Origin of the sequence: Streptomyces sp. NPDC051569 (genome assembly GCF_044454085.1) — a bacterium.
Lineage (GTDB): Bacteria > Actinomycetota > Actinomycetes > Streptomycetales > Streptomycetaceae > Streptomyces.
Window position 1 is genome coordinate 94,511 of sequence record NZ_JBITDJ010000002.1, and the last position, 23,042, is coordinate 117,552.

The 23,042-nt window shown below is 72.4% G+C and carries 17 protein-coding genes; 9 read left to right on the forward strand and 8 right to left on the reverse strand.

Translation table 11 applies throughout. The annotated features are described in order from the left end of the window. Positions 1 to 53 precede the first annotated feature (53 nt). Positions 54 to 797 carry a LuxR C-terminal-related transcriptional regulator gene (locus tag ACIBAE_RS03390; RefSeq protein WP_399282087.1) on the forward strand — a complete coding sequence of 248 codons (744 nt, stop codon included), beginning with the start codon at positions 54 to 56 and terminating at the stop codon, positions 795 to 797. A gap of 173 nt (positions 798 to 970) precedes the next feature. On the opposite strand, the gene ACIBAE_RS03395 is transcribed toward ACIBAE_RS03390, so the two are convergent. From ACIBAE_RS03395 to ACIBAE_RS03405, 3 genes are all read right to left on the reverse strand, one after another. Then, positions 971 to 1,360, reverse strand: coding sequence for a hypothetical protein (locus tag ACIBAE_RS03395; RefSeq protein ID WP_399282088.1), 390 nt, complete (start codon positions 1,358 to 1,360; stop codon positions 971 to 973). Positions 1,361 to 1,500: 140 nt separating this feature from the next. After that, complete coding sequence (locus ACIBAE_RS03400) at positions 1,501 to 2,583, reverse strand: NlpC/P60 family protein (protein ID WP_399282089.1); 1,083 nt, start codon at positions 2,581 to 2,583, stop codon at positions 1,501 to 1,503. Between the two features lie 420 nt (positions 2,584 to 3,003). Further along, complete coding sequence (locus ACIBAE_RS03405) at positions 3,004 to 4,158, reverse strand: NlpC/P60 family protein (protein WP_399282090.1); 1,155 nt, start codon at positions 4,156 to 4,158, stop codon at positions 3,004 to 3,006. A 325-nt stretch (positions 4,159 to 4,483) separates the two neighbouring features. On the opposite strand from ACIBAE_RS03405, the gene ACIBAE_RS03410 reads away from it, so the two are divergent. Beyond that, positions 4,484 to 7,021 carry an ATP-dependent DNA helicase gene (locus tag ACIBAE_RS03410; protein ID WP_399282091.1) on the forward strand — a complete coding sequence of 846 codons (2,538 nt, stop codon included), beginning with the start codon at positions 4,484 to 4,486 and terminating at the stop codon, positions 7,019 to 7,021. Between the two features lie 96 nt (positions 7,022 to 7,117). On the opposite strand, the gene ACIBAE_RS03415 is transcribed toward ACIBAE_RS03410, so the two are convergent. Both ACIBAE_RS03415 and ACIBAE_RS03420 read right to left on the reverse strand, forming a co-directional pair. After that, positions 7,118 to 8,824 carry a M23 family metallopeptidase gene (locus ACIBAE_RS03415; protein WP_399282092.1) on the reverse strand — a complete coding sequence of 569 codons (1,707 nt, stop codon included), beginning with the start codon at positions 8,822 to 8,824 and terminating at the stop codon, positions 7,118 to 7,120. Between the two features lie 254 nt (positions 8,825 to 9,078). Beyond that, complete coding sequence (locus tag ACIBAE_RS03420; protein WP_399282094.1) at positions 9,079 to 9,933, reverse strand: esterase/lipase family protein; 855 nt, start codon at positions 9,931 to 9,933, stop codon at positions 9,079 to 9,081. A 389-nt stretch (positions 9,934 to 10,322) separates the two neighbouring features. Here ACIBAE_RS03420 and ACIBAE_RS03425 point away from each other — a divergent pair, with 389 nt between their 5' ends. Further along, on the forward strand, positions 10,323 to 10,736 hold the full coding sequence (locus ACIBAE_RS03425; protein WP_399282095.1) for a cobalamin B12-binding domain-containing protein: 414 nt from the start codon (positions 10,323 to 10,325) through the stop codon (positions 10,734 to 10,736). A gap of 21 nt (positions 10,737 to 10,757) precedes the next feature. Here the strand turns inward: ACIBAE_RS03425 and ACIBAE_RS03430 are convergent, their stop codons facing one another. Both ACIBAE_RS03430 and ACIBAE_RS03435 read right to left on the reverse strand, forming a co-directional pair. Beyond that, on the reverse strand, positions 10,758 to 12,461 hold the full coding sequence (locus tag ACIBAE_RS03430) for a DUF5691 domain-containing protein (protein WP_399282096.1): 1,704 nt from the start codon (positions 12,459 to 12,461) through the stop codon (positions 10,758 to 10,760). 69 nt (positions 12,462 to 12,530) lie between these two features. After that, positions 12,531 to 13,601 (reverse strand): SWIM zinc finger family protein, encoded by a 1,071-nt coding sequence (locus ACIBAE_RS03435; RefSeq protein WP_399282097.1) that lies wholly within the window; start codon positions 13,599 to 13,601, stop codon positions 12,531 to 12,533. A 133-nt stretch (positions 13,602 to 13,734) separates the two neighbouring features. On the opposite strand from ACIBAE_RS03435, the gene ACIBAE_RS03440 reads away from it, so the two are divergent. The 6 genes from ACIBAE_RS03440 to sucD all read left to right on the forward strand — a co-directional run bounded on the left by ACIBAE_RS03440 (position 13,735) and on the right by sucD (position 21,384). Next, a complete protein-coding gene (locus ACIBAE_RS03440; RefSeq protein WP_399282098.1) occupies positions 13,735 to 14,157 on the forward strand; it encodes an MmpS family transport accessory protein in 423 nt (140 codons plus the stop codon). A 73-nt stretch (positions 14,158 to 14,230) separates the two neighbouring features. Further along, on the forward strand, positions 14,231 to 15,376 hold the full coding sequence (locus ACIBAE_RS03445; RefSeq protein WP_399282099.1) for an AAA family ATPase: 1,146 nt from the start codon (positions 14,231 to 14,233) through the stop codon (positions 15,374 to 15,376). Next, positions 15,373 to 17,799, forward strand: coding sequence for a DUF5682 family protein (locus ACIBAE_RS03450; RefSeq protein ID WP_399282100.1), 2,427 nt, complete (start codon positions 15,373 to 15,375; stop codon positions 17,797 to 17,799). The genes ACIBAE_RS03445 and ACIBAE_RS03450 overlap by 4 nt, the downstream gene beginning before the upstream one ends. Then, positions 17,796 to 19,061: a VWA domain-containing protein gene (locus tag ACIBAE_RS03455; protein ID WP_399282101.1), complete on the forward strand. Its 1,266-nt coding sequence runs from the start codon at positions 17,796 to 17,798 to the stop codon at positions 19,059 to 19,061. The genes ACIBAE_RS03450 and ACIBAE_RS03455 overlap by 4 nt, the downstream gene beginning before the upstream one ends. 243 nt (positions 19,062 to 19,304) lie before the next feature. Continuing rightward, a complete protein-coding gene (gene sucC / locus ACIBAE_RS03460; RefSeq protein WP_399282102.1) occupies positions 19,305 to 20,480 on the forward strand; it encodes an ADP-forming succinate--CoA ligase subunit beta in 1,176 nt (391 codons plus the stop codon). 19 nt (positions 20,481 to 20,499) lie between these two features. Continuing rightward, a complete protein-coding gene (sucD, locus tag ACIBAE_RS03465; RefSeq protein WP_399282103.1) occupies positions 20,500 to 21,384 on the forward strand; it encodes a succinate--CoA ligase subunit alpha in 885 nt (294 codons plus the stop codon). 161 nt (positions 21,385 to 21,545) lie between these two features. On the opposite strand, the gene ACIBAE_RS03470 is transcribed toward sucD, so the two are convergent. Next, complete coding sequence (locus tag ACIBAE_RS03470) at positions 21,546 to 22,955, reverse strand: helix-turn-helix domain-containing protein (RefSeq protein WP_399282104.1); 1,410 nt, start codon at positions 22,953 to 22,955, stop codon at positions 21,546 to 21,548. Between the last annotated feature and the right edge of the window lie 87 nt (positions 22,956 to 23,042).

Consider the following 23,042-nt stretch of genomic DNA (forward strand, 5'->3'; position numbering starts at 1 on the left):
ACGGTACGAAGGCCGCGCGGGCAGCGCGGCGACAAGGGCGAGGGGCAGTGAGCATGAACGAGGGCGTACAGGCCGGCGGCGTTCCGGCGGAGACGGGCGGCGTTCCGGCGGCGACCGGCGGCCCGGTGGGGGACGGCCGGCACGCGCGGGTCGTGCTCGTCGACGACCACCGGATGTTCCGTACCGGGGTACAGGCCGAGATCGGCGTCACCGAGCGGACGGGCGTCGAGGTCGTCGGCGAGGCGGCCGACGTGGACCAGGCGGTCGCCGTGATCACGGCGACCCGTCCCGAGGTCGTCCTGCTCGACGTCCATCTGCCGGGCGGCGGCGGTGTCGAGGTGCTGCGCCGCTGCGCGCCCATGATGACGGCCCCCGAGAACCCGGTGCGGTTTCTGGCGCTCTCGGTCTCGGACGCGGCGGAGGACGTCATAGGGGTCATCCGGGGCGGTGCCCGTGGCTATGTCACCAAGACGATCACCGGCTCGGACCTGGTCAACTCGATCTTCCGGGTGCAGGAGGGTGACGCGGTGTTCTCGCCGCGCCTGGCCGGGTTCGTCCTGGACGCCTTCGCGTCGACGGACGCGCCGCCGGTGGACGAGGACCTGGACCGGCTGACCCAGCGGGAGCGCGAGGTGCTGCGGCTGATCGCGCGCGGTTACGCGTACAAGGAGATCGCGAAGCAGCTCTTCATCTCGGTGAAGACGGTGGAATCGCACGTCTCGGCGGTCCTGCGGAAGCTTCAGCTCTCCAACCGCCACGAGCTGACGCGCTGGGCGACGGCCCGGCGGCTGGTGTGACCGCCGGCGCGGGGCCCGGGAGGGCGGGGATGCCCGGACGGTCTGGGCGACGCGGAGGACGAGGGCGTACTGCCTGACTTCGTACGGCGGATCCGCTCCCGTGGATCCGCTCCCGTGTCGCCGCTCCCGTGCCGCCGCTCCCGTGTCGCCGGTCGCGGGGAGCCGTCGAGCGGCTACGAGCACTGCCACTGGGTGACGAACGTCCGCTCGCGCGGGTCGTCCGGCAGGACCAGCACGCCGCGGACGCACTCGCCCGGCTCGGTGTCGAGCGTCCCCGTCAGCTCGGCGACGCCCCGCTGCGTGCGCCGGGTGCCGAACCAGCCGGGGAAGGCCGTGATCCGGTCGTCCTTGCGCTGGTAGCCGAGGCGCACGGCCATCTCGGGCCGGTCCGGGTGCAGGACGTACCGGGTGGTGAAGCTGCCCGCACCGCCGACCGGCCCCTCGATGCAGAGCCGGCCGCCGGACAGATCACCGCAGCCCTTCGGGGTCACACCGATGGGTGCCAGCATGAAGACCGCGCCGAGGGTGAGAACCGTCGCTCGGACGGCGGTGGCTCGTCTCACGGCTTCCCCTTCGCGGGCCGACGGCGTACTGCTGCTCATCGTGACCCGGGGGAGCGGAAGCGGCACCCCGGCGTGGGCCAGTCCGGCGACGGGCCCACAGGCGCACGGGACATACGCGGTGTGCGCGGTGCGGGGCAGACCTACGCGGGGCGGGTGGCGCCCGCGAAGGGCATCTGGTCGACCGGCGCGATGCTGACCACCGAGCCGGGCCGGGGGGCGTGGATGATCTGCCCGCCGCCGACGTAGATCCCGACGTGGCTGATCCCCGAGAAGAAGAACACCAGGTCACCGGGGGCGAGCTCGGAGCGCGAGACCCGCCGGCCGCTGTTGATCTGGGTGTACGTGGTGCGGGGGAGCGAGACCCCGGCGGAGCGCCAGGCGGCCTGGGTCAGCCCCGAGCAGTCGAAGGAACCCGGCCCGGTCGCGCCCCAGACGTACGGCCTGCCGAGCGCCCCGTAGGCGAACGCGACGGCCGCCGCGGCGCGGGGATTCGGCGCCTCTACCGGGCCGCGGACCATCGAGCGGTCGGCCCGTACCGCCCCGGCCGTGGTGCCGGTCACCCCGGTCATCGAACCGCCTCCGTACTGTCCCGCCCGCGTGTACCGGGCGCGCTGCGCGGCGGTGAGCTGGGTCAGGAGCCGCTGCGCCGCGTCGAGCTTCCCCTGGATGACGGTCTTGTCCTTGGCCAGTTCGGCCTCGCGGGCCTTGAGCGTCGCGAGCTGGTCATCGGCCTGGGAGCGCAGCTGGGCGATCTCGGCGAGTTCCCTGCGGATGCCGTCGAGCGCCTCGGCCTGCCGCGCACCGGCCCGCTCGACGAGCGCGGCCCCTTCGAGGAACTGGTCGGGCTTCGAGCTGAGGGCGAGCTGCACGGCGGGGTCGAGGCCGCCCGACCGGTACTGCGCGGCGGCGACCGATCCGAGGGCGTTGCGCGAGGTGTTCAGCCGGTCCGTCCTGCGGGTGGCCTCGTCGCGCAGTTCCGACAGCGAGGTGCGGGCGTCCTTCGCCTTCTCCTTCGCGCCGTTGTACCGGTCGGTGGCGGCCTCCGCCTGCTCGTACAACTTGTCGACCTTGGTCTTCACCTGCGCGGGGGTGAGGCGCGGCTCGGCGTGTACGGGCCCGTCGAAGACGGTGGCGGTCGCGGCCCCGGCGAGCACGAGAGTGGCGGCGGTACGTCCGGCGTTGCCGGTGAACGATCGCTGCTTACGTTTTCGGTGCGCTGCCACGGGGAGCGGTCCTCTTCCTCAGGTTGGTCAGGAATCTGGCGGTGGGAGAGGCCCACCTGGAGAAGGACGCTAAGGCTCAAGGTCACAACGTGGTGTCGGCACAACGGGTATTGGCGCTAGCTGAAGCTTTCGCAGCGCTTTGTGACCGAATGATCTCCGCCGACACCCGATCAGCGTCCGTACCCGACCGATCCATGGGAGTGCTCAGGCACCGGGGGAGCACCGGGAGGGCGCCGGGGGCACCGGGAGGGCGCCGGGGGCACCGGGAGGGCGCCGGGGGCGCCGGGGGCGCCGGGGACGCTGCCCCGAACCGCCCCGTGTGGGAACCGCCCTGCCGGCGCGGGGCGTTCACCTGCCCCGCGTCCTTCTCGGCCCGCCCTCCTCCGTGGCGGCGCCGCACGGGCGCCGCGGGGGCGCCGGTCAGGCCGGGCGGACGCTGCCGTAGATGGGCATGTAGTAGATCGACTCCTCGCGGACGTACGCGCCCGGCTTGGGGGCGTGGATCATCATGCCGTCGCCGATGTAGAGGCCGACGTGGCTGATGTCGTCGTAGAAGAAGACCAGGTCGCCGGGGAGCAGGTCCGCCGTCGCGACGCGGGTGCCGGTCTCCACCTGGTCCCAGGTGGTGCGCGGCAGGTCCACGCCCGCGGCCTTCCAGGCGGCCTGGGTCAGTCCCGAGCAGTCGTACGAACCGGGCCCTGTGGCGCCCCAGACGTAGGGCTTGCCGATCTGGGCGCGGGCGAAGGCCAGGGCCTTCCCGGCCCGGGTGGCGTACGCGCCGCCGGAGCTCCCCGAACCCGCCTCCGTGCCCGTGCCGGAGCCGGTCCCGGTCGACGGGGGCGGGCTCTGCCGCGCGGCGCGCTCGGCCTCGGCCGCCTCCGCCCTGGCCTTCTCCGCCGCCGCGCGGCGCGCTTCCTCTTCCTTCTCGCGCTCCAGCTCCGCCAGCCGCGCCTTCTCCTCGGCGGTCAGCCGCGACAGCAGCGTGCGCGCCTCGCCCAGCTTCGCCTGGACGTTCTGCTTGCTGGTCCGCAGCTCCGCCTGCGAGGCGGTCAGCGACTCCAGGCTCTTCGTCGCCTCCGCGCGCTTCTTCGCGGCCCCGGCCTGCTGGATCTGGAAGTCGGCGACCGCCACCTCCTGCCGGTCCGACAGGCGGTTCATCAGCTGGGTCTGGTCGAAGTACGACTGCGGGCTGTCCGCGAACATCAGCGCCGCGGTCCGGGAGACGGCGCCCTCCCGGTACTGCGCCGCCGCGTAGGTGCCGAGCGTCCTGCGGGCTTCATTGAGCTTGTCCGCGCGTGCGGCGATGTCGTCGAGCGCCCGGTCCACCGTGCGGCGCTGCCGGTCCGTGGCCTCTTTCGCCTGGTTGTACCGCTGCGTCGCGCTCCCGGCCTCGCGGTACAGGTCGTCGACCTTCTCCCGCACCTCTTCGATGGACGGCTTCGGCGCGGCGGGCGCGGCGTTCGCGCTCTGCGTGGAGAGCAGTGTGACGGAGGCGAGGGCGGCTGTCGTGATGCCGACGGCCGGGGAGTGGGAAAGTATGCCGCCGCGGCTGCGAGGCTTGCGATGCGATGCCATGGCAGGCATCTCCTTCCGTGGACCCCTACCGGATCCCCGGCCGCTCGCTCGGCGTGAGTCGCCGACAGGGATACGGGCTGCCTGACCGGGCACGCTAGCCAACGCGCGGGGGCGGCGGGAAGGCCGATGGCCGATATGCCCGATACATTTTCGTGACATTGCGCGGGCGATGCGGAATGACGTGTTCCGGAGGGCTGGAAGTCACCCCGCGTGACCGTCTCGTGGCTGTGCCGCGCCGGTCCGGGCCTGTCATGGATCTGCCGTGCGTCCGGGATCCCGGACGCGGCCGCCGGCTGTCACTCCGGCCCCCTAGACTCGGAAAGCGATGAGCAGCCTCTTTGACGACAGTTTCCTGGCGGACCTCCAGCCCTCCGGCGACGAGCACCCCCCGCCTCCCGAGGACCACGCCGACCACGCCCCGGAGCCGGTCCCGCACGACCTGTTCCAGGGCGCGTTCGACGCACCGCCGGTCCGGGACCCGTATCACCGTGACGGCGCCCCCCGCACGGTCGTGGACCCGGCCGCGCTGCTCGAAGGGCTGAACGAAGAGCAGCGCGCGGCCGTCGTGCACACCGGATCGCCCCTGCTCATCGTGGCCGGGGCCGGATCCGGCAAGACCCGGGTCCTGACGCACCGGATCGCCCACCTGCTGGGGACCCGCCATGTGCACCCCGGCCAGATACTGGCGATCACGTTCACGAACAAGGCCGCGGGCGAGATGAAGGAGCGGGTCGAGCAGCTCATCGGCCCGCGCGCCGCCGCCATGTGGGTGCTGACGTTCCACAGCGCCTGCGTACGGATCCTGCGGCGCGAATCGAAGAGGCTCGGCTTCACGTCGTCGTTCTCGATCTACGACGCCGCCGACTCCAAGCGTCTGATGGCGCTGGTCTGCCGCGACCTGGACCTCGACCCCAAGCGGTACCCGCCCAAGTCCTTCAGCGCCAAGATCTCGAATCTGAAGAACGAGCTGATCGACGAGGAGACCTTCGCCGACCAGGCCACGGACGGCTTCGAGAAGACGCTCGCCGAGGCCTACCGGATGTACCAGTCGCGGCTGCGCGAGGCCAACGCGCTGGACTTCGACGACATCATCATGACGACCGTCCACCTGCTCCAGGCGTTCCCCGATGTCGCCGAGCACTACCGGCGGCGCTTCCGGCACGTCCTGGTCGACGAGTACCAGGACACCAACCACGCCCAGTACACGCTCGTACGCGAGCTGGTGGGCCCCTCCGGCGGCGAGGGGGACGACCCGGCCGAGCTGTGTGTCGTCGGTGACGCCGACCAGTCGATCTACGCCTTCCGGGGCGCCACGATCCGTAACATCCTCCAGTTCGAAGAGGACTATCCGAGCGCGACGACCATCCTGCTGGAGCAGAACTACCGCTCCACGCAGACGATCCTCAGCGCGGCCAACGCGGTCATCGAGCGGAACGAGAGCCGCCGGCCGAAGAACCTGTGGACGAAGGCCGGGGCGGGTGCCCAGATCACCGGCTACGTCGCGGACACCGAGCATGACGAGGCGCAGTTCGCCGCCGACGAGATCGACCGGCTGACGGACGCGGGCGATGCCAAGGCGGGCGACGTCGCCATCTTCTACCGGACGAACGCGCAGTCCCGTGTCTTCGAAGAGATCTTCATCCGGGTCGGCCTGCCGTACAAGGTCGTCGGCGGAGTGCGCTTCTACGAGCGCAAGGAGGTCCGCGATGTGCTGGCCTACCTGCGTGTCCTCGCCAATCCGGAGGACAGTGTTCCGCTGCGCCGGATCCTGAATGTCCCCAAGCGCGGTATCGGGGACCGCTCCGAGGCGATGATCGACGCCCTCGCGCAGCGGGAGAGGATCACGTTCCCGCAGGCGCTGCGGCGCGTGGACGAGGCGTACGGCATGGCGGCGCGCTCGTCCAACGCCGTCAAGCGCTTCAACACGCTGATGGAGGAGCTCCGTACGGTCGTCGAGTCGGGCGCCGGGCCCGCGACGGTCCTGGAGGCCGTACTGGAGCGCACCGGTTATCTCGCCGAGCTCCAGGCGTCGACCGACCCGCAGGACGAGACGCGTATCGAGAACCTCCAGGAACTGGCTTCGGTGGCGCTGGAGTTCGAGCAGGAGCGCGGTCAGGCGGCCGGCGCCGCGCCGGACGGTACGGGTGCGCTGGACGGTACGGGCGGGGCTGACGGTACGGGCGGGGCTGACGGCGCGGCCACCACGACCCCGACGCTCGCCGAGTTCCTGGAGAAGGTGGCACTCGTCGCCGACTCCGACCAGATCCCCGACGAGGACGAGGACGGCTCCGGTGTCATCACCCTGATGACGCTGCACACCGCGAAGGGACTTGAGTTCCCGGTGGTGTTCCTGACGGGCCTGGAGGACGGCGTCTTCCCGCACATGCGCGCCCTCGGCCAGACGAAGGAGCTGGAGGAGGAGCGGCGGCTGGCCTACGTCGGCATCACGCGCGCCCGCGAACGGCTCTATCTGACGCGGTCGGCGATGCGGAGTGCCTGGGGGCAGCCCGCGTACAACCCGCCGTCGCGGTTCCTGGAGGAGATCCCCGGAGCCCATCTGGAGTGGAAGCGGACCGGGGCGCAGATTCCGGCGGGTCCGACGGCCGGGATCGCGTCCTCGCTGTCCTCGACCGCCTCGCGGTCGCGCTCCGGGGGCGGCCCTTCGGGCTTCGCCACGCGGCGCACGAGCGACAAGCCGGTGATCTCGCTGGCGGTGGGGGACCGGGTCACGCACGACCAGTTCGGTCTCGGCACGGTGATGGTGGTGACGGGGACGGGCGCGGACGCGCAGGCGACGGTCGACTTCGGGGACGAGAAGCCGAAGCGGCTGCTGTTGCGGTACGCGCCGGTCGAGAAGCTGTAAGAGTTGGTCGAGAAGCTGTAAGAGCCGTGGGCCCCCTCCGAGGAGGGGGCCCACGCTTCACTCTTCCGCTGGGTACTCGGCGCTTGCGTACCGGCGTTACGTCGGGTTGATCCCGTGGCTGCGCAGCCACGGCAGCGGGTCGATCGCCGAGCCGCCGCCGGGCCGTACCTCGAAGTGCAGGTGCGGTCCCGTGGAGTTGCCCGAATTCCCCGAGTAGGCGATCACCTCACCGGCCTTCACGGAGCCGGAGCGGATCTTGGTGCTGCTGAGGTGGCAGTACCACGTCTCGGTGCCCTCGGGGGAGGTCACGATGGCCATGTTGCCGTAGGCGCTGTTCCACTGGGTGCGCACGGTGCCGTCGGTCGCGGCCATCACCGGGGTGCCGTACTGGACGGGGAAGTCGATCCCGGTGTGCACGGACATCCAGTTGACGCCGGCCTGACCGTAGAAGGCGCTCAGCCCGTGCTGCGACACGGGAAGGGCGAACTTGGGGCGCAGGGCCTCCTTGCGCGCCGCCTCCTCCTCGCGCTTCTGCTTCTCCGCTTCCTGCCGGGCCTTGAGGTCGATGCGTTCCTGTGTACGGCTGGCCCGGTCGCCGAAGTCGCGGGCACCGGCGCTCATGGCGGTGATCTGCGTGTTCAGCTTCTCGTTGGCGGGGATCGGCTTCACCGAAGCCGGGTCGGGGGCGGACGCCGTCGTGGCGGTGTCGTCCTGCGACTCCTCGCCACCGGTGAGTCCGCCGACGGAGGCGGCGGCGATGCCGGCGACCCCCATGACACAGGCGGAGGGAACGGCCACGGTCAGCAGCGCGGAGCGCTTGGCGGGCGTACGGCGGCGGCCACGGCTGCCGTTCCCGCCGCCACCGGGGCGGCGTACGGGGTGCGGCGTGACGTTGACGGCGGGCGTGGTCATGGTCGGGGCCATGTGCACCGGGTCGGAGACGCGGGCCGCGTCGACGCCGTACGCGTCCTGGTCCGTGCGGGCGTCCGCCGCTTCGGAGTTCGCGGATTCCGGCTCGCCGGCGTCGCCGTCACCGTATCCGGCGTCGTACGGCCCGTCCTGCGTGCCGTACCGGCCGTCCTGAGCGTCCGGGGCCTGCGCGGTGTACGGCCCCTGCGGGTCGTAGTGCTCCTGCGCGCCGTACTGAGCGTCCGGGGCGTGGAGCGCGTCCGCTTCGTAGGTCTCGTAGGAGGCTTCGGGCTGGTAGTGCTCCGGTACGACGACCGGCGCCACCATCGTGTCCTGCGTGTGCAGCTGATCCGCCGCCGTCCCGCCCGAATTCCAGGCGGTGGCGTCGTACGCGCCGGTGTCGAAGGTGGGCGCCACCCACTGGGCGGTCGGCTCGTAGGCGAACGGCGCGGTCTGGAGCTGCCCGGCGTCGAACTGCGCGGTGGGAGCGTGGCCCGCCCCGTCGTAGCCGAACTGGGCGTTGTCGAACTGGGCGTTGTCGAACTGGGTGTTCTCGAACTGGGCCGTCGGGCCAACGCCGTTCGGTTGCGGTGCCTGGTTCCAGGCGTCGGCGTCCCACTGGCCGCTGGTGTCGTACTGATGGCCACCGTTGTCGTACGGGCCGCTGGTGGTGTCGTACGCGCCGCTCGTGTCGTACCGCGGTGTGGCGTACAGGTCGTATCCGGCCGGCTGAGCGGCGCTGGGGTCCCACTGCGTGCTGTCGTACTGGCCGCCGTGAACGGGCGTTCCTTCGTAACCGACCGCGGTTCCGGCGAAGAGAGGATCTGTCTCGAAGCTGCCGTTCTGGTAACCGTCATATGCGGCGTACCCGGCGTGGGGGTGCTGGTCGTTCACCAACTTCTCTCTCGCCTCGGCAGCAGAACCAGGGTCTGGGTCCGGCCCTTTCGTGGAGGAACCCAGTGGGAAAGCAGTGGCCGCGACTGTACCCGGCGGTATACGGCGGCCACAATCTTCGGCAGGTTTTGGGCTCGGGGTAAACGGGCATTCGGCCCTGTTTCGGCGGACAGTGGGCGCAGCCTTGGCCCTATGTTCGAAGGTAGTTCGAACTAAGCAGCTGGTTACGGGGTCAGGCGACGGACGTTACGGGGTCAGGCGACGGACACCGATCCGCCGGCGCCGGTCCCACTCTCCCCGGACCGTATGTCGGCTTCGAGAACGTGGCGGATACGGGCGGCCACCGCCGGGTGGACCGGCAGGGCGAGATGACCGACGCCGCTCACCCGGACGTTCTCCGCGAACAGGTCCGGATGCGTGACACGGGCCGCCCCGGCCGGCGTCATCAGCTGGTCGAGATCGCTCCAGAAGCCCACGAAGTGCGTGCGACAGCCGGGTGAGGGCATTCGCAGCTCCTGGATCAGGGACGAGCCCGGCCGCATCTGCCGCACGACCGGATGGGCGCCGGCGAGCGGGAAGGCGCTGGTGCCCTCATGGGGCGTACCGAGGGTGACCAGCGTGCGCACCCGTACGTCACCGCCCAGCCGCTGCGCGTAATAGCGGCCGATCAGGCCACCCAGGCTGTGCCCGACGACATCGACCTGGCTATGGCCGGTGCGGGCGCAGATCTCCTCGATCTGCCGGCCGAGCAGCTCGGCGGCGGCGCGGATGTCGCAGGTCAGCGGCGAGTAGTTGAGCGAGACGAGATGGTGCCAGCCGTGCCGGGCGAGGGAGCGCCGCAGCAGGACGAAGACCGACCGGTTGTCGACGAGGCCGTGGAGCAGCACCACAGGAGGCCGGGAGCGGCCGTCGGCCGGGAGGACGGTGGTCTCCGGAGGCAACGGGTCGGCGCGGCGCTCCTGGGCGATCCCGGTCGGGTAGAGCACCAGGTGCGCGGCGAGGATCGCCAGATCGAGCGCGGTGGCGCGGATCAGGTCGAGGGGCAAGCCTGCGCGGCGCAGGCGGGTGGCATCGACCAGAAACGGCGGAAAGACGGAGAAGACCTTCACGACCGACCTCCGAACGGCGCCCGGGGGACTGCTCTGTCCCCCGTATGCCCTCATGGGGCGCCGCGCGTGGCGGAGTCGGGTCGCTACCGACGTGCCGGAGCCGGCTCAGGGGGCGTTCCACCGTGCCGCGCGGCTGGCGGCACGGTGGAACGGCGCCCGTGAGGCGGCTCCCTCTGCGGCTCCCCTTGCGTCCGTCCTCCCCGGCCGGGCGGGCCGGGGAGGACGGGAACGACGCAAAGTGAACATGTCCCACATGTGATTTCCCCCTCCCCGACCGCCGCGAAACGACGGGGTACGGGATGCTGTAGATAACGTTCGTTCACCTCTCCGGGCCTTACGGGCGCGGGGACCCGTGCCAATGACGGCGCAGTCGGTATGTGGAGGCAGTGATGGGTGTGACCGGTCCGATCCGCGTGGTGGTGGCCAAGCCGGGTCTCGACGGCCACGATCGAGGGGCCAAGGTGATCGCGCGTGCGCTGCGCGACGCGGGTATGGAGGTCATCTACACGGGGCTCCACCAGACGCCCGAGCAGATCGTGGACACCGCGATCCAGGAGGACGCCGACGCGATCGGCCTGTCCATCCTTTCCGGCGCCCACAACACGCTCTTCGCGAAGGTGATAGAGCTGCTGAAGGAGCGGGACGCGGCGGACATCAAGGTGTTCGGCGGTGGGATCATCCCGGAGGCGGACATCGCCCCGCTGAAGGAGAAGGGCGTGGCGGAGATCTTCACCCCGGGTGCGACGACGACGTCGATCGTCGACTGGGTCCACGCCCATGTCCGCCAGCCGGCGGGTGCCTGACGGGCCGCGCCGGCGGACCCGTCAGCACCGTCCGCTCCGTTCCGGCGCTTCCGCCACTTCTGCCCGTTCCGCCGCTTCTGCCTGGTCAGGTGATTCCGGTGGTTCCGCCAGTTCCGTGAGCATGGACGCGCGCAGGCGCAGCGTCGACACCAGCCGCTGGAACGCCTCCGACCAGTAGCCGCCCGCGCCCGGTGAGGCGTCCTCCGGTTCGTCCGGGGGCGCCGTGAGAAGTTCCAGCCGGGCGGCTTCGGCCGGATGCAGGCAGCGTTCGGCGAGGCCCATGACGCCGCTGAAGCTCCACGGGTAGCTGCCCGCGTCCCTGGCGATGTCGAGCGCGTCCACGACCGCCCGGCCGAGCGGGTCCGCCCAGGGCACGGCGCAGCCGCCGAGCAGCTGGAACGCCTCCGACAGGCCGTGGGCGGCGATGAACCCGGCGACCCGGTCGGCCCGTTCGGCGGGCGGGAGAGTGGCGAGGAGCTTCGCCCGTTCGGCGAGGGACGGGGTGCCGGGGCCACCGGCCGGGGTCGTGGCCGGGGGGCCCAGCAGGGCGCGGGACCAGCCCGGATCCCTTTGGCGGACGGCGGCCCGGCACCACGCGGCGTGCAGTTCGTCCGCCCAGTCGTCCAGGACGGGCAGCGCCACGATCTCCTCCGGGGTGCGCCCGCCGAGCCGGACCGGCCAGGTGGCCAGGGGGGTGGATTCCACCAACTGGCCCAGCCACCAGGACCGTTCGCCCCGGCCTGCGGGCGGGACCGGGATCACGCCGTCGCGCCGCATGTCCGCGTCGCACTCGTGCGGTGCTTCGACCACGACGGCCGGGACACCGCCGGTGCGGTCCAGGCTCACGCAGGTGGCGGCCCGTGCGGCCATCCGGCCCGCGAACGCGGAGCGCGGCAGCGCCGAGAGCAGTTCGGCCGCCGTGGAGCGGACGTTACGGCTCCGGTCGGACAGGGCCTGCTCCAGGAAGGGCTCGTCCGTCCCGGTCAGCCCGGTGCGCAGGGAGTCGAGGAACATCAGCCGTTCCTCGGCCCGTTCGGTGGGCCAGGTCGAGGCCAGCAGCTCCAGGGCCGCCTGTCCGTCCATGGCCCGTACGGCGGAGAGCAGGGTGACCCGCTCGGCGAACAGGCCCTCCTCCCAGAGCAGCCGGACGCCCTCCGCATCCCGGGCGTCGGGCAGCGCCGAGCCGCCGGAGGTACCCCGCAGGGCGAACTTCCACTCCGGGTTGAGCCGGGCGAGCCAGAGTCCACGCGGTCCGGCGAACGCCAGTGCCTGCGGCCGCAGGTCCGTGCGCGCCCGGGCCGCGTCGAGCAGCGCGGGAAGGACGGACGCGGGCGCGCGGTAGCCGCGCCGGTTGGCGGCGGCGAGCCACTGCGGGAGCAGTTCGGTGAGGTCGGGTGCCGTACCCCGGCGGCCGCCGCCGGGCGGTGCCGACCGGTCCGCGAGCAGCTGTGCGAGCCGCCTTCGGGCTGCTTCCGGCAACGGCCGGCGGCCGTCATGGGGCGCCGGCTCGGGCCGTTGGGCGGCGCGCGCGGGGAGCAGGCCGGCCCGCCGCCGTACGGTGTGCAGCGCGGCGGCGTCCAGCAGCGCGACGGCCGGCTCGCCGCCGGGCGTCAGGATCGGCGCGGGTGGGGTGCGGCGGTCCGTGCCGAGCAGCGCCGAGGCGACGAGGTCCTCCCAGGGCGTCGCCGCGCGGCGGCTGTCGCTCGGGCTGGTGGTGCTGGTCATCCGGTCCTCCGAAGGTGTGCGGACGGGGTCGCGCCGGTCGCGCGCGCGGACGTGACCGCGCGGACGGGGTCAGGTGAGCGGAACCGTCCCCGGTATGTCCTCGGACCAGGCGGCGAGCGGCCGGAAGCCCCGGTGGCCGCATTCACCGAAGACCGTGACCGGGTGCCCACCGGACAGCGCGACGAGCCTCCAGGGGCCGGAGCGCCCCGGGGTGCCGGTCACGACGGGAAGCGCGCATCCGCCCTCCGCGTCGGCCAGTTGCCAACCGCCGTCCGGCACCGGCACGGGGATGACACCGCTCAGGGTCACCGGCCAGGAGTCCAGCCAGGGGTCGTTCCGCAGCGCGGAACCGTAGGCGGCCAGCGCGGCGGTCGTGGACCCGCCCGGCGGCGGTGTCAGGACGGGCCTCGGGGCCCCGAACTCCTCGCCCCAGTCGGCCCGTAGCCACCCCCCGCCCGCAGCCGGCGCCGCGCCCGCGTCCGCGTGTGGCGTGACCTCGGCCTCGATCATCACGCCGACCGGAAGTCCCAGCCGAGGAGTCCGGCCCGGCGGCCCGAAGGAGAGGATCAGCGCCGTACGCGCGGAGCCCCTTCCGTGCAGCCAGATCCGGCGCGTGACGAGCCTGCCGTCGGACGTGTCGTACTGCGCCAGGACCCGCCAGTGGTCGCGGACCGGCGGGCCGACCGCTGACGAGGGGAGGCCGACCCGGGTGCGGACCGTCGCCGCCAGCGGCTCCGGCAGCCGGTCCAGGCCCAGCCATGCCGCCGTCAGCAGACGCAGCAGCGCGGACTCCTCCAGCAGTCGCACCGGCCACCCGGGGCCCGAGCCCGGGATGGCCCCCAACTCCCGCACGCGGGCGGCGAGGCCGGGCGCCTGCGCGTCGACCATGCGGGCCGCTGTCTCCTCCCACAGGCCGTACCCCGGCTGTTCGGCCGCGGCGAGTCCACCGCGCAGCAGATCCGTCAGCCGCCGCTCCAGCTCCGTCGCGCCCGCCGTGATCCGCGCGGCCCGGCGCTCCGCCCTGCGCCGGGCGGCCGCCGGATCGGCCCCGCCGAGTCTGCTTCCCGTATTGCGTGACGTGTCGTCAGGAACCGGAGCCGGCACCTGCTCCGTCGTCCAGCCCGCCCCCGGTCGATTCATGCGTACGACGTTAGGGCGTGCCACTGACAATGTGTCTGACCTGGGGTTCAGGGGTCTGTGGCGGCCGCTTGACTTCGCTTCCCCTTCACGATTGGCTACGCCCTTCCTGTACCAAGATCCGGGGGGATCCCTGATGAACCGCACCAGCCGCACCAACCGCGCCGTACGCGCCGCCATGGCCACCGTCGCCGTCACCGGCCTCGCGCTGGGCCTGGGTGCCTGCACCCAGATCGCCGACGCGGTCACCGGCACGGACAAGGCGTACGAGGTGACGTACGAAGTCACCGGCAAGAGCGTCGACACGATCGAATATGACGTCGCCGAGGGTGACGCCACGGAGTCCACGACCGAGACGGTGAACAAGCCGGCGCTGCCCTGGACGAAGACCGTCACGCTGCGCGGGACCATGCCGCCCAGCGTCACCCCGATAGCCCTCGACGCCGGCTCCGAGGTGGCCTGCAAGATCACCTACAAGGGCAAGGTCATTAGCGAACAGTCGGCGAAATCCCTGGTCACCCTGGGTGGTTGCGTCGCGGTCGCGCCGATCTTCGAGTAACACCCCGGCCGATTGTCAGTGGCGTAGGGCACCGTGGAACTCACATCCGGTCGATCGATCTGGAGGGGGATCCATGACCGTGTCCACCACCGCCACCGCCGTTCCCGCAGCCGCCACCGAAGCCGCCCGCGCCACCGGAGCCGAGGTCCTGCGCCCGCACGCCGAGGACGCGTTCGCCGACGAGCTGAAGGCTCTGGCCGCGGCGGACGACCGGCAGCGGCCGGTCAGGTGGCGGCTGTCGCCCTGGGCCGTGGCCACCTACCTGCTCGGCGGCACGCTGCCCGACGGGACGGTGATCACGCCCAAGTACGTGGGCCCGAGGCGGATCGTCGAGGTCGCGGTCACCACCCTCGCCACCGACCGGGCGCTGCTGCTGCTCGGCGTGCCCGGCACCGCCAAGACCTGGGTCTCCGAGCATCTCGCGGCGGCCGTCAGCGGCGACTCCACCCTGCTTGTGCAGGGCACGGCCGGCACCCCCGAGGAAGCGATCCGTTACGGCTGGAACTACGCGCGGCTGCTGGCCCACGGCCCCAGCCGCGACGCGCTGGTGCCCAGCCCGGTGATGCGGGCCATGTCCGAGGGCATGACCGCGCGGGTCGAGGAACTCACCCGTATCCCCGCCGATGTGCAGGACTCGCTCATCACGATCCTGTCCGAGAAGACACTGCCCGTCCCCGAGTTGGGACAGGAGGTGCAGGCCGTGCGCGGCTTCAATCTGATCGCCACGGCCAACGACCGCGACCGGGGGGTCAACGACCTGTCGAGCGCGCTGCGCCGTCGCTTCAACACCGTCGTCCTGCCCCTCCCGGCCACCGCGGAGGCGGAGGTCGACATCGTCTCCCGACGGGTGGATCAGATGGGCCGCTCGCTCGACCTGCCGGCCGGGCCGGAGGGCATCGACGAGATCCGCCGGGTCGTGACGGTCTTCCGCGAACTGCGCGACGGTGTCACGACCGACGGCCGTACGAAGCTCAAGTCCCCCTCCGGGACGCTCTCCACGGCCGAGGCGATCTCGGTCGTCACCAACGGGCTCGCCCTCGCCGCCCACTTCGGGGACGGGGTGCTGCGACCGGGCGACGTCGCGGCCGGCATCCTCGGCGCGGTCGTCCGCGATCCCGCGGCGGACCGACTGATCTGGCAGGAGTACGTCGAGACGGTGGTCCGCGAGCGTGACGGCTGGAAGGACTTCTACCGCGCCTGCCGCGAGGTGAGCGCGTGACCACGGCCGGCCGGGCGCGGGACACCGCGACCGGCCGGGGCCCGCTGCTGCTGGGCGTACGGCATCACGGGCCCGGGTCGGCGCGGGGGGTGCGGGGGGCGCTCGACGCGGCCGCGCCACGGGTCGTACTCGTCGAGGGGCCGGCCGAGGCGGACGCGTTGCTGGCGCTCGCGGGCGACGAGGCGATGCGGCCGCCGGTGGCCCTGCTCGCGCATGTCGTGGACGATCCGGCGCGCGCCGCGTTCTGGCCGCTGGCGGAGTTCTCCCCGGAGTGGGTCGCGATCCGGTGGGCGCTCGCGCGCGACGTCCCCGTACGGTTCATCGATCTGCCGGCCGCGCACTCGCTGGCGCTCGCCACGGACGACGAACCGGAACCGGCCCCGGGACCGACGCCGGAGCCGGGACCGGGCGGCCGGCGGGGGACCGGGCCCGCCGCGTTGCGTGTCGATCCGCTCGCCGTCCTCGCCGGGGCCGCCGGGTACGACGACCCCGAGCGCTGGTGGGAGGACGTCGTCGAGCACCGGGGGCCCGGCCGCGCGGGGGATCCCTTCGCGCCGTTCGAGGCGGTCGCCGAGGCCATGAGCGCCCTGCGTACCGAGTACGGCGACGGCGGACAGCCACGGGACCTCGTCCGCGAGGCCCACATGCGGCTCCAACTGCGATCCGCGCGCAAGGAGTTCGGGGACGACGGCGTCGCCGTGGTCTGCGGGGCCTGGCACGTGCCCGCGCTGGCGGCGAGGACCACCGTCGCCGCCGACCGCGCGCTGCTCAGGGGACTGCCCAGGGTCAGGGCCGAGATGACCTGGGTGCCCTGGACCCACCGCAGGCTCGCCCGGCACAGCGGTTACGGCGCGGGCATCGACTCGCCCGGCTGGTACGGGCACCTCTTCCGCGTGCCGGACCGCCCCGTGGAGCGCTGGCTGACCAAGGTCGCCGGCCTGCTGCGCGAGGAGGACCGGATCGTCTCCTCCGCCCATGTCATCGAGGCGGTACGGCTCGCCGAGTCCCTCGCCGTGATGCGCGGCCGCCCGCTCGCCGGTCTCACCGAGACCACCGACGCGATCAGGGCCGTCCTGTGCGAAGGCGCGGACGGGCCGCTCGCGCTCATCCAGGACCGGCTCATCGTCGGCGACGTGCTCGGCGAGGTGCCGGACGCGGCGCCCGCCGTGCCGCTCCAGCGCGACCTGACCCGGCTGCACCGCTCGCTGCGTCTCAAGCCGGAGGCTTCGGCGCGCGAGCTGGACCTCGACCTGCGCAAGGACACCGATGCGGAGCGCAGCAGGCTCCTGCACCGGCTGCGGCTGCTCGCCATCGGCTGGGGGGAGCCCGTCGTGGGGCGGGGCGGCACCGGCACCTTCCGGGAGAGCTGGCGGCTGCGCTGGGAGCCCGAGTTGTCCGTCCGGGTCGCGGAGGCCGGTATCTGGGGCACCACCGTGCTCTCCGCCGCCACCGCCAGGGCCGCGTCGGAGGCCGCGTCCGCGACCGCGCTCGCCGAGGTCACGGCGCTGGCCGAGCACTGTCTGCTGGCCGGGCTGCCCGACGCGCTGCCCGCGGTGATGCGCGCCCTCGCCGACCGCGCCGCGCTCGACACCGATGTCGGTCACCTCGCCCGGGCGCTGCCCGCGCTGGCCCGCTCGCTGCGGTACGGAGACGTCCGGTCCACGGACACCGGGGCGCTCGGTGAGGTGGCGGCCGGGCTCGCCGAGCGGATATGCGTGGGTCTGCCGCCCGCGTGCGCCGGGCTCGACGCGGACGGCGCCGCCGACATGCGCGGCCATCTCGACAGCGTCCACACCGCGATCGGCCTCCTCACGAAGCGGGAGGGCCACGGCCGTGATCCGCGCGGGCGCTGGGCGGCCGTGCTGCGCAAGCTCGCCGAACGGGACAGCGTCCCCGGGACGATCCGGGGCCGGGCCGCCCGGCTGCTGCTCGACGAGGGGCGGCTCGCGGAGGACGAGGCCGCGCGGTTCATGGCGCTCGCGCTCTCACCCGGCACCCCGCCGGCCGACGCCGCCGCCTGGATCGAGGGCTTCGTCGGCGGCGCGTCCGGCGGGGGCGTGCTCCTGGTCCACGACGAGCGCCTGCTGGCCCTGGTCGACGCCTGGCTGACCGGCGTGCCCGCCGACTCCTTCACGCTCGTGCTGCCGCTGCTGCGCCGCACCTTCTCCGCGTACGAGCCGGGCGTACGCCGCACGCTGGGCGAGCTGGTCCGGCGCGGCCCGGCCGGATCCGGGGAGCCCGCGCGGACCGAGGCCGCCACTCCCGGGTTCGGCGCCGGGCTCGACGAGGCACGGGCCGACGCCGTACTCCCCGTACTCCGGCTGCTGTTGGGCGGCACGGCCCCCGCCACCGCCACCGTCCCCGCCCCGGTGTCGGCGGTATCGGCCACTGATGACGACGCACCTACGGAGGCGACCGGATGAGGACGAGTACGGACGGTACGGATCACGGCGGCAGCGGCAGCGGCAGCGGCTCCGGCACTGGCTCCGGCAGCGGCTCTTCCGGCGGTGGCTCCGGCAGCGGTCGCGTGGACGAGAGGCTGCGGCGCTGGCGCTTGGTGCTCGGCGGACAGGACGCCGACGGCACGGGCCGAGCGCTCTCCGGCCGGGACGCGGCCATGGACGGTGCGCTGGCCGCCCTCTACGGCGCGGCCGGGAAAAGCGGCGGCACGGGCCGTTCCGCCGGGCTGGGATCCTCGGCACCGTCCGTCGCGCGCTGGCTCGGCGACATCCGTACGTACTTCCCCAGCTCCGTCGTCCAGGTCATGCAGCGCGACGCCATCGACCGCCTCGGGCTCTCCGCGCTGCTGCTGGAGCCGGAGATGCTGGAGGCGGTGGAGGCCGACGTCCATCTCGTCGGCACGCTGCTGTCGCTCAGCACGGTGATGCCGGAGACGACCAGGGAGACGGCCCGCGCCGTCGTACGGAAGGTGGTCGAGGACATCGAGAAGCGGCTGGCCACCCGTACCCGGGCCACCCTGACCGGCGCGCTCGACCGCTCCGCGCGGATCAGCCGGCCCCGCCACCGGGACATCGACTGGGACCGCACCATCCGGGCCAACCTCAAGAACTACCTCCCCGAGCACGGCACGGTGGTCCCCGAGCGGCTCATCGGACACGGCCGGGCCGCGCGGTCCGTGAAGAAGGACGTCGTCCTCTGCGTCGACCAGTCCGGTTCGATGGCCGCCTCCGTCGTCTACGCCTCCGTCTTCGGCGCGGTGCTGGCCTCCCTGCGCTCCGTCGCCACCCGCCTCGTCGTCTTCGACACCTCGGTCGTCGACCTCACCGACCAGCTCGACGACCCGGTGGACGTCCTCTTCGGCACACGGCTCGGCGGAGGTACGGACATCAACCGCGCGCTCGCCTACTGCCAGTCGCGGATCACCCGGCCCGCCGACACCGTGGTCGTCCTGATCAGTGATCTCTACGAGGGCGGTATCCGTGACGGGATGCTGAAGCGGGTCGCGGCGATGAAGGCGTCGGGCGTCCAGTTCGTCGTGCTGCTCGCGCTCTCCGACGAGGGGACGCCCGTCTACGACCGGGAGCACGCGGCGGCGCTGGCGGCGCTCGGCGCACCGGCCTTCGCCTGCACACCCGACCTGTTCCCCGAGGTGATGGCGGCGGCGATCGAGAAGCGCCCCCTCCCCATACCGGCCGGACAGGCTGACCGCTCGTACGACGTGTGACTGATAGGCGTGTGACTGATATCACCGCCCTGTGACGGGCATCACCGCGCAGGCGTGATCTGTGATTTCGGGACCCACCGTCCACGGGGATAACCTGCAAGACGGACATGCCGCGTACCGGACAGCCGTGTATGCCTCCCTCAGTGACAGCGCAGTCACGTTGCCCGTCGCGGCACGCCCACGCAGACAACGAACCCGCGATCACCAGGCTGCGGTTTTTTAAAAGACTAGGGACGGACACGCGTGGACCTGTTCGAGTACCAGGCGAGGGACCTCTTCGCCAAGCACGGCGTACCGGTGCTGGCCGGTGAAGTCATCGAAACGCCCGAGGCGGCCCGTGAGGTCACCGAGCGTCTCGGCGGCAAGGCCGTCGTCAAGGCGCAGGTCAAGGTCGGCGGACGCGGCAAGGCGGGCGGCGTCAAGCTGGCCTCCGACCCGGCGGACGCCGTCGAGAAGGCCGGCCAGATTCTGGGCATGGACATCAAGGGCCACACGGTCCACCGGGTGATGCTTGCCGAGACCGCGGACATCGCGGAGGAGTACTACGTCTCCTTCCTGCTGGACCGCACCAACCGCACCTTCCTCGCCATGGCGTCCGTCGAGGGCGGCGTGGAGATCGAGATCGTCGCGGAGGAGAACCCCGACGCGCTGGCCAAGATCCCGGTCGACGCCAACGAGGGCTGCACCCCCGAGAAGGCCGCCGAGATCGTCGCCGCCGCGAAGTTCCCGGCCGAGATCGCGGACCAGGTCGCCGACGTCCTGCAGAAGCTGTGGACCGTCTTCATCAAGGAGGACGCGCTCCTCGTCGAGGTCAACCCGCTGATCAAGTCCGGCGACGGCAAGATCATCGCGCTGGACGGCAAGGTCTCGCTCGACGAGAACGCCGAATTCCGCCAGCCCGGGCACGAGGCGCTTGAGGACAAGGCCGCGGCCAACCCCCTCGAAGCCGCCGCCAAGGCCAAGAACCTCAACTACGTGAAGCTCGACGGCGAGGTCGGCATCATCGGCAACGGCGCGGGTCTGGTCATGTCGACCCTCGACGTCGTCGCGTACGCCGGTGAGGCGCACGGCGGCGTGAAGCCCGCCAACTTCCTCGACATCGGTGGCGGCGCGTCCGCCGAGGTCATGGCGAACGGCCTGGAGATCATCCTGGGCGACCCGGACGTCAAGTCCGTGTTCGTCAACGTCTTCGGTGGCATCACCGCGTGTGACGAGGTCGCCAACGGCATCGTCCAGGCGCTGGAGCTGCTCGAGTCCAAGGGCGAGAACGTCACGAAGCCCCTGGTCGTGCGCCTCGACGGCAACAACGCGGAGCTGGGTCGCAAGATCCTGTCCGACGCCAACCACCCGCTCGTGCAGCGCGTGGACACCATGGACGGCGCGGCCGACAAGGCCGCCGAGCTCGCCGCAGCGAAGTAAGGGACAGGTTCAGCACACCATGGCTATTTTCCTGACCAAGGAAAGCAAGGTCATCGTCCAGGGGATGACCGGCGCCACCGGCATGAAGCACACCAAGCTCATGCTCGCGGACGGCACCAACATCGTCGGCGGCGTGAACCCGCGCAAGGCCGGTACGTCCGTCGACTTCGACGGCACCTCCGTGCCCGTCTTCGGTTCCGTCGCCGAGGCGATGGAGAAGACCGGTGCCGACGTGTCCGTCGTCTTCGTGCCGCCGGCCTTCGCCAAGGCCGCCGTGGTCGAGGCGATCGACGCCGAGATCGGCCTGGCCGTCGTGATCACCGAGGGCATCGCGGTGCACGACTCCGCCGCCTTCTGGGCGTACGCGGGCAGCAAGGGCAACAAGACCCGGATCATCGGTCCGAACTGCCCCGGCCTGATCACCCCGGGCCAGTCCAACGCCGGCATCATCCCGGGCGACATCACCAAGCCCGGCCGCATCGGTCTCGTGTCGAAGTCCGGCACGCTGACCTACCAGATGATGTACGAGCTGCGTGACCTCGGCTTCTCCTCGGCCGTCGGCATCGGTGGCGACCCGGTCATCGGTACGACGCACATCGACGCGCTCGCCGCGTTCGAGGCCGACCCCGACACCGACCTGATCGTGATGATCGGCGAGATCGGCGGCGACGCCGAGGAGCGTGCGGCCGACTTCATCGCGAAGAACGTCACCAAGCCGGTCGTCGGCTACGTCGCGGGCTTCACCGCGCCCGAGGGCAAGACCATGGGCCACGCCGGCGCCATCGTCTCCGGCTCCTCCGGTACGGCCCAGGCGAAGAAGGAGGCCCTGGAGGCCGCGGGCGTGAAGGTCGGCAAGACGCCGACCGAGACGGCCCAGCTGGCGCGCGCGATCCTCGCGGGCTGACGCTCTCCTTACGGCACCACGCGCGTGGGCCCGCGCCCCTTGTCCGGGGGTGCGGGCCCACGCGCGTCTCCCGGCCGACGTCGCCCGGCGGGACCCAGCTGGGGATCCAGCTCCGGGGACCCAGCTCCGGGGTTCAGCTCCGTGGGTTCAGCTCCGGGGGTTCAGTACGACAGCGGTACGAGGCGGGGCGGGCCGTTCATCGGCTCGGCCCGGAGCCGGTCGCGCAGCCGCTGGTCCGCCGCACTCAGCCGCTCGGGGCCGCTGGGCACGGGCACGCTGCCGATCTGCTTGCCCGGCGCCTGCGGCGGCTCGTACCGCGTCGGGGCGGTGACCACGGTGAAGCCCGTCGCCCCCACGATCAGCGCGGTGAAGGCGATGGCCGTCCGCGTCCAGAATCTGGCCCGGCGCTCGCATCCGGTCCGTACGACGCGCGCCGGGGCGATCGACGGCTTCGTCACCGGGTGGGTGAGGGAGCCGAGGCGTTCGTGCAGCAACGCCGGGTCGGTCAGCTCCGGCAGCCGTTCAGCGACCTTCCCACGGGCGTACGTCAGCCGGTTCGCCGTGGCCGGGGTGCTGGCCTCGGTCTCGGCCGCCGTCTCGGGCAGGTCGAGTCCGAGTCCGTCGTAGAGCAGCAGCGTGCGGCGGTACGACGGCGGAAGGTCGAGCAGCGCCGCGCGCAGCTCCGCGCCGCCGGGTCCGTCCGGCTCGCCGGTGACCGGGTCGGGCCGCAGGGGTGCCCGGCGCAGCCGGTGCCAGGGCGACATCGCGTACTCGTACGCCGCCGCCCGGACCCAGCCCGCCGGATCCCGGTCCACCGCGACCTCCGGCCAGCGCTCCCAGGCGAGGTGGAAGGCGCGCTCGACGGATTCCCGGGAGCGGGCGCGGCGGCCGGTGAGCAGGTACGCCTGGCGTACGAGGGCGGGGGCGGCGTGAGCGTAGAGCGCGTCGAAGGCCTGCTCGGGCGTGGACGCGGGGGGCCCGTCTTCGGGAGTGGTTGACGCGGTGGGCGCCTCCGCGGGATCCGGAGACCCGCCGAACTCGCTGCTCTCCCCGCTCTCCCTGATCTCCCGGAACTCCGTGGACGACGCGGCTCCGGCATCGGCCGTCCGGGTCTCGCGCTCGGCCGTCCGGGTGGCGGTTCCGGCTTCGGTTCCGGGGGGTTCGGCGGCGGGGTGTTCGGCGGTCCGGGTGACGGTGGCCGGGGGCGGCGGCTCGGGGGATCCCGTACGGTCCTGGGCGCCGGTCGCGTTGTGCCGCTGTCGCGCGGCGGATCGTTCCGCCGCGGCCTTCAGTACCTCCGCCGCCGCCTTCTTCTCGCTCTCCAGCAGCTCCGCCGCCAAGCCGGCCAGCAGCTTCGCGTACGCCGCGCCCTTGCGCCCTCTCGGCGCCGTACGGCCGGTCTCCCAGGACCGGATCGTCGACCGGGTGACGCCCACCGTCACCGCGGCCTGCCTCTCGGTCATCGCCTTCGCCTCACGCAGTCTGCGCCGCTCCTTGGGGGCGGGGAGCGGCGCGGCGGATGCGCCGGCTGTGGCGTCCTGCGGGGTGTTCCGCGTGGCGTTCTGCGTCATGAGGGAGCCCTCGCAGCACTGGACTGGGCGAAAAAGCACATAAGCGTATATTGGGCGACACAACGGCTATTCGCCTGTTACGCGGAT

Excerpts from the sequence above, each read along its gene's own strand:
- ACIBAE_RS03430 (WP_399282096.1), bottom strand. The coding sequence starts at position 12,461 with ATGACCAGCACCACCAGCCCGAGCGACAGCCGCCGCGCGGCGACGCCC.
- ACIBAE_RS03440 (WP_399282098.1), top strand. The coding sequence starts at position 13,735 with ATGAACCGCACCAGCCGCACCAACCGCGCCGTACGCGCCGCCATGGCC.
- ACIBAE_RS03435 (WP_399282097.1), bottom strand. The coding sequence starts at position 13,601 with ATGAATCGACCGGGGGCGGGCTGGACGACGGAGCAGGTGCCGGCTCCG.
- ACIBAE_RS03405 (WP_399282090.1), bottom strand. The coding sequence starts at position 4,158 with ATGGCATCGCATCGCAAGCCTCGCAGCCGCGGCGGCATACTTTCCCAC.
- ACIBAE_RS03390 (WP_399282087.1), top strand. The coding sequence starts at position 54 with ATGAACGAGGGCGTACAGGCCGGCGGCGTTCCGGCGGAGACGGGCGGC.
- ACIBAE_RS03445 (WP_399282099.1), top strand. The coding sequence starts at position 14,231 with ATGACCGTGTCCACCACCGCCACCGCCGTTCCCGCAGCCGCCACCGAA.
- ACIBAE_RS03455 (WP_399282101.1), top strand. The coding sequence starts at position 17,796 with ATGAGGACGAGTACGGACGGTACGGATCACGGCGGCAGCGGCAGCGGC.
- ACIBAE_RS03425 (WP_399282095.1), top strand. The coding sequence starts at position 10,323 with ATGGGTGTGACCGGTCCGATCCGCGTGGTGGTGGCCAAGCCGGGTCTC.
- ACIBAE_RS03410 (WP_399282091.1), top strand. The coding sequence starts at position 4,484 with ATGAGCAGCCTCTTTGACGACAGTTTCCTGGCGGACCTCCAGCCCTCC.
- ACIBAE_RS03470 (WP_399282104.1), bottom strand. The coding sequence starts at position 22,955 with ATGACGCAGAACGCCACGCGGAACACCCCGCAGGACGCCACAGCCGGC.
- sucD (WP_399282103.1), top strand. The coding sequence starts at position 20,500 with ATGGCTATTTTCCTGACCAAGGAAAGCAAGGTCATCGTCCAGGGGATG.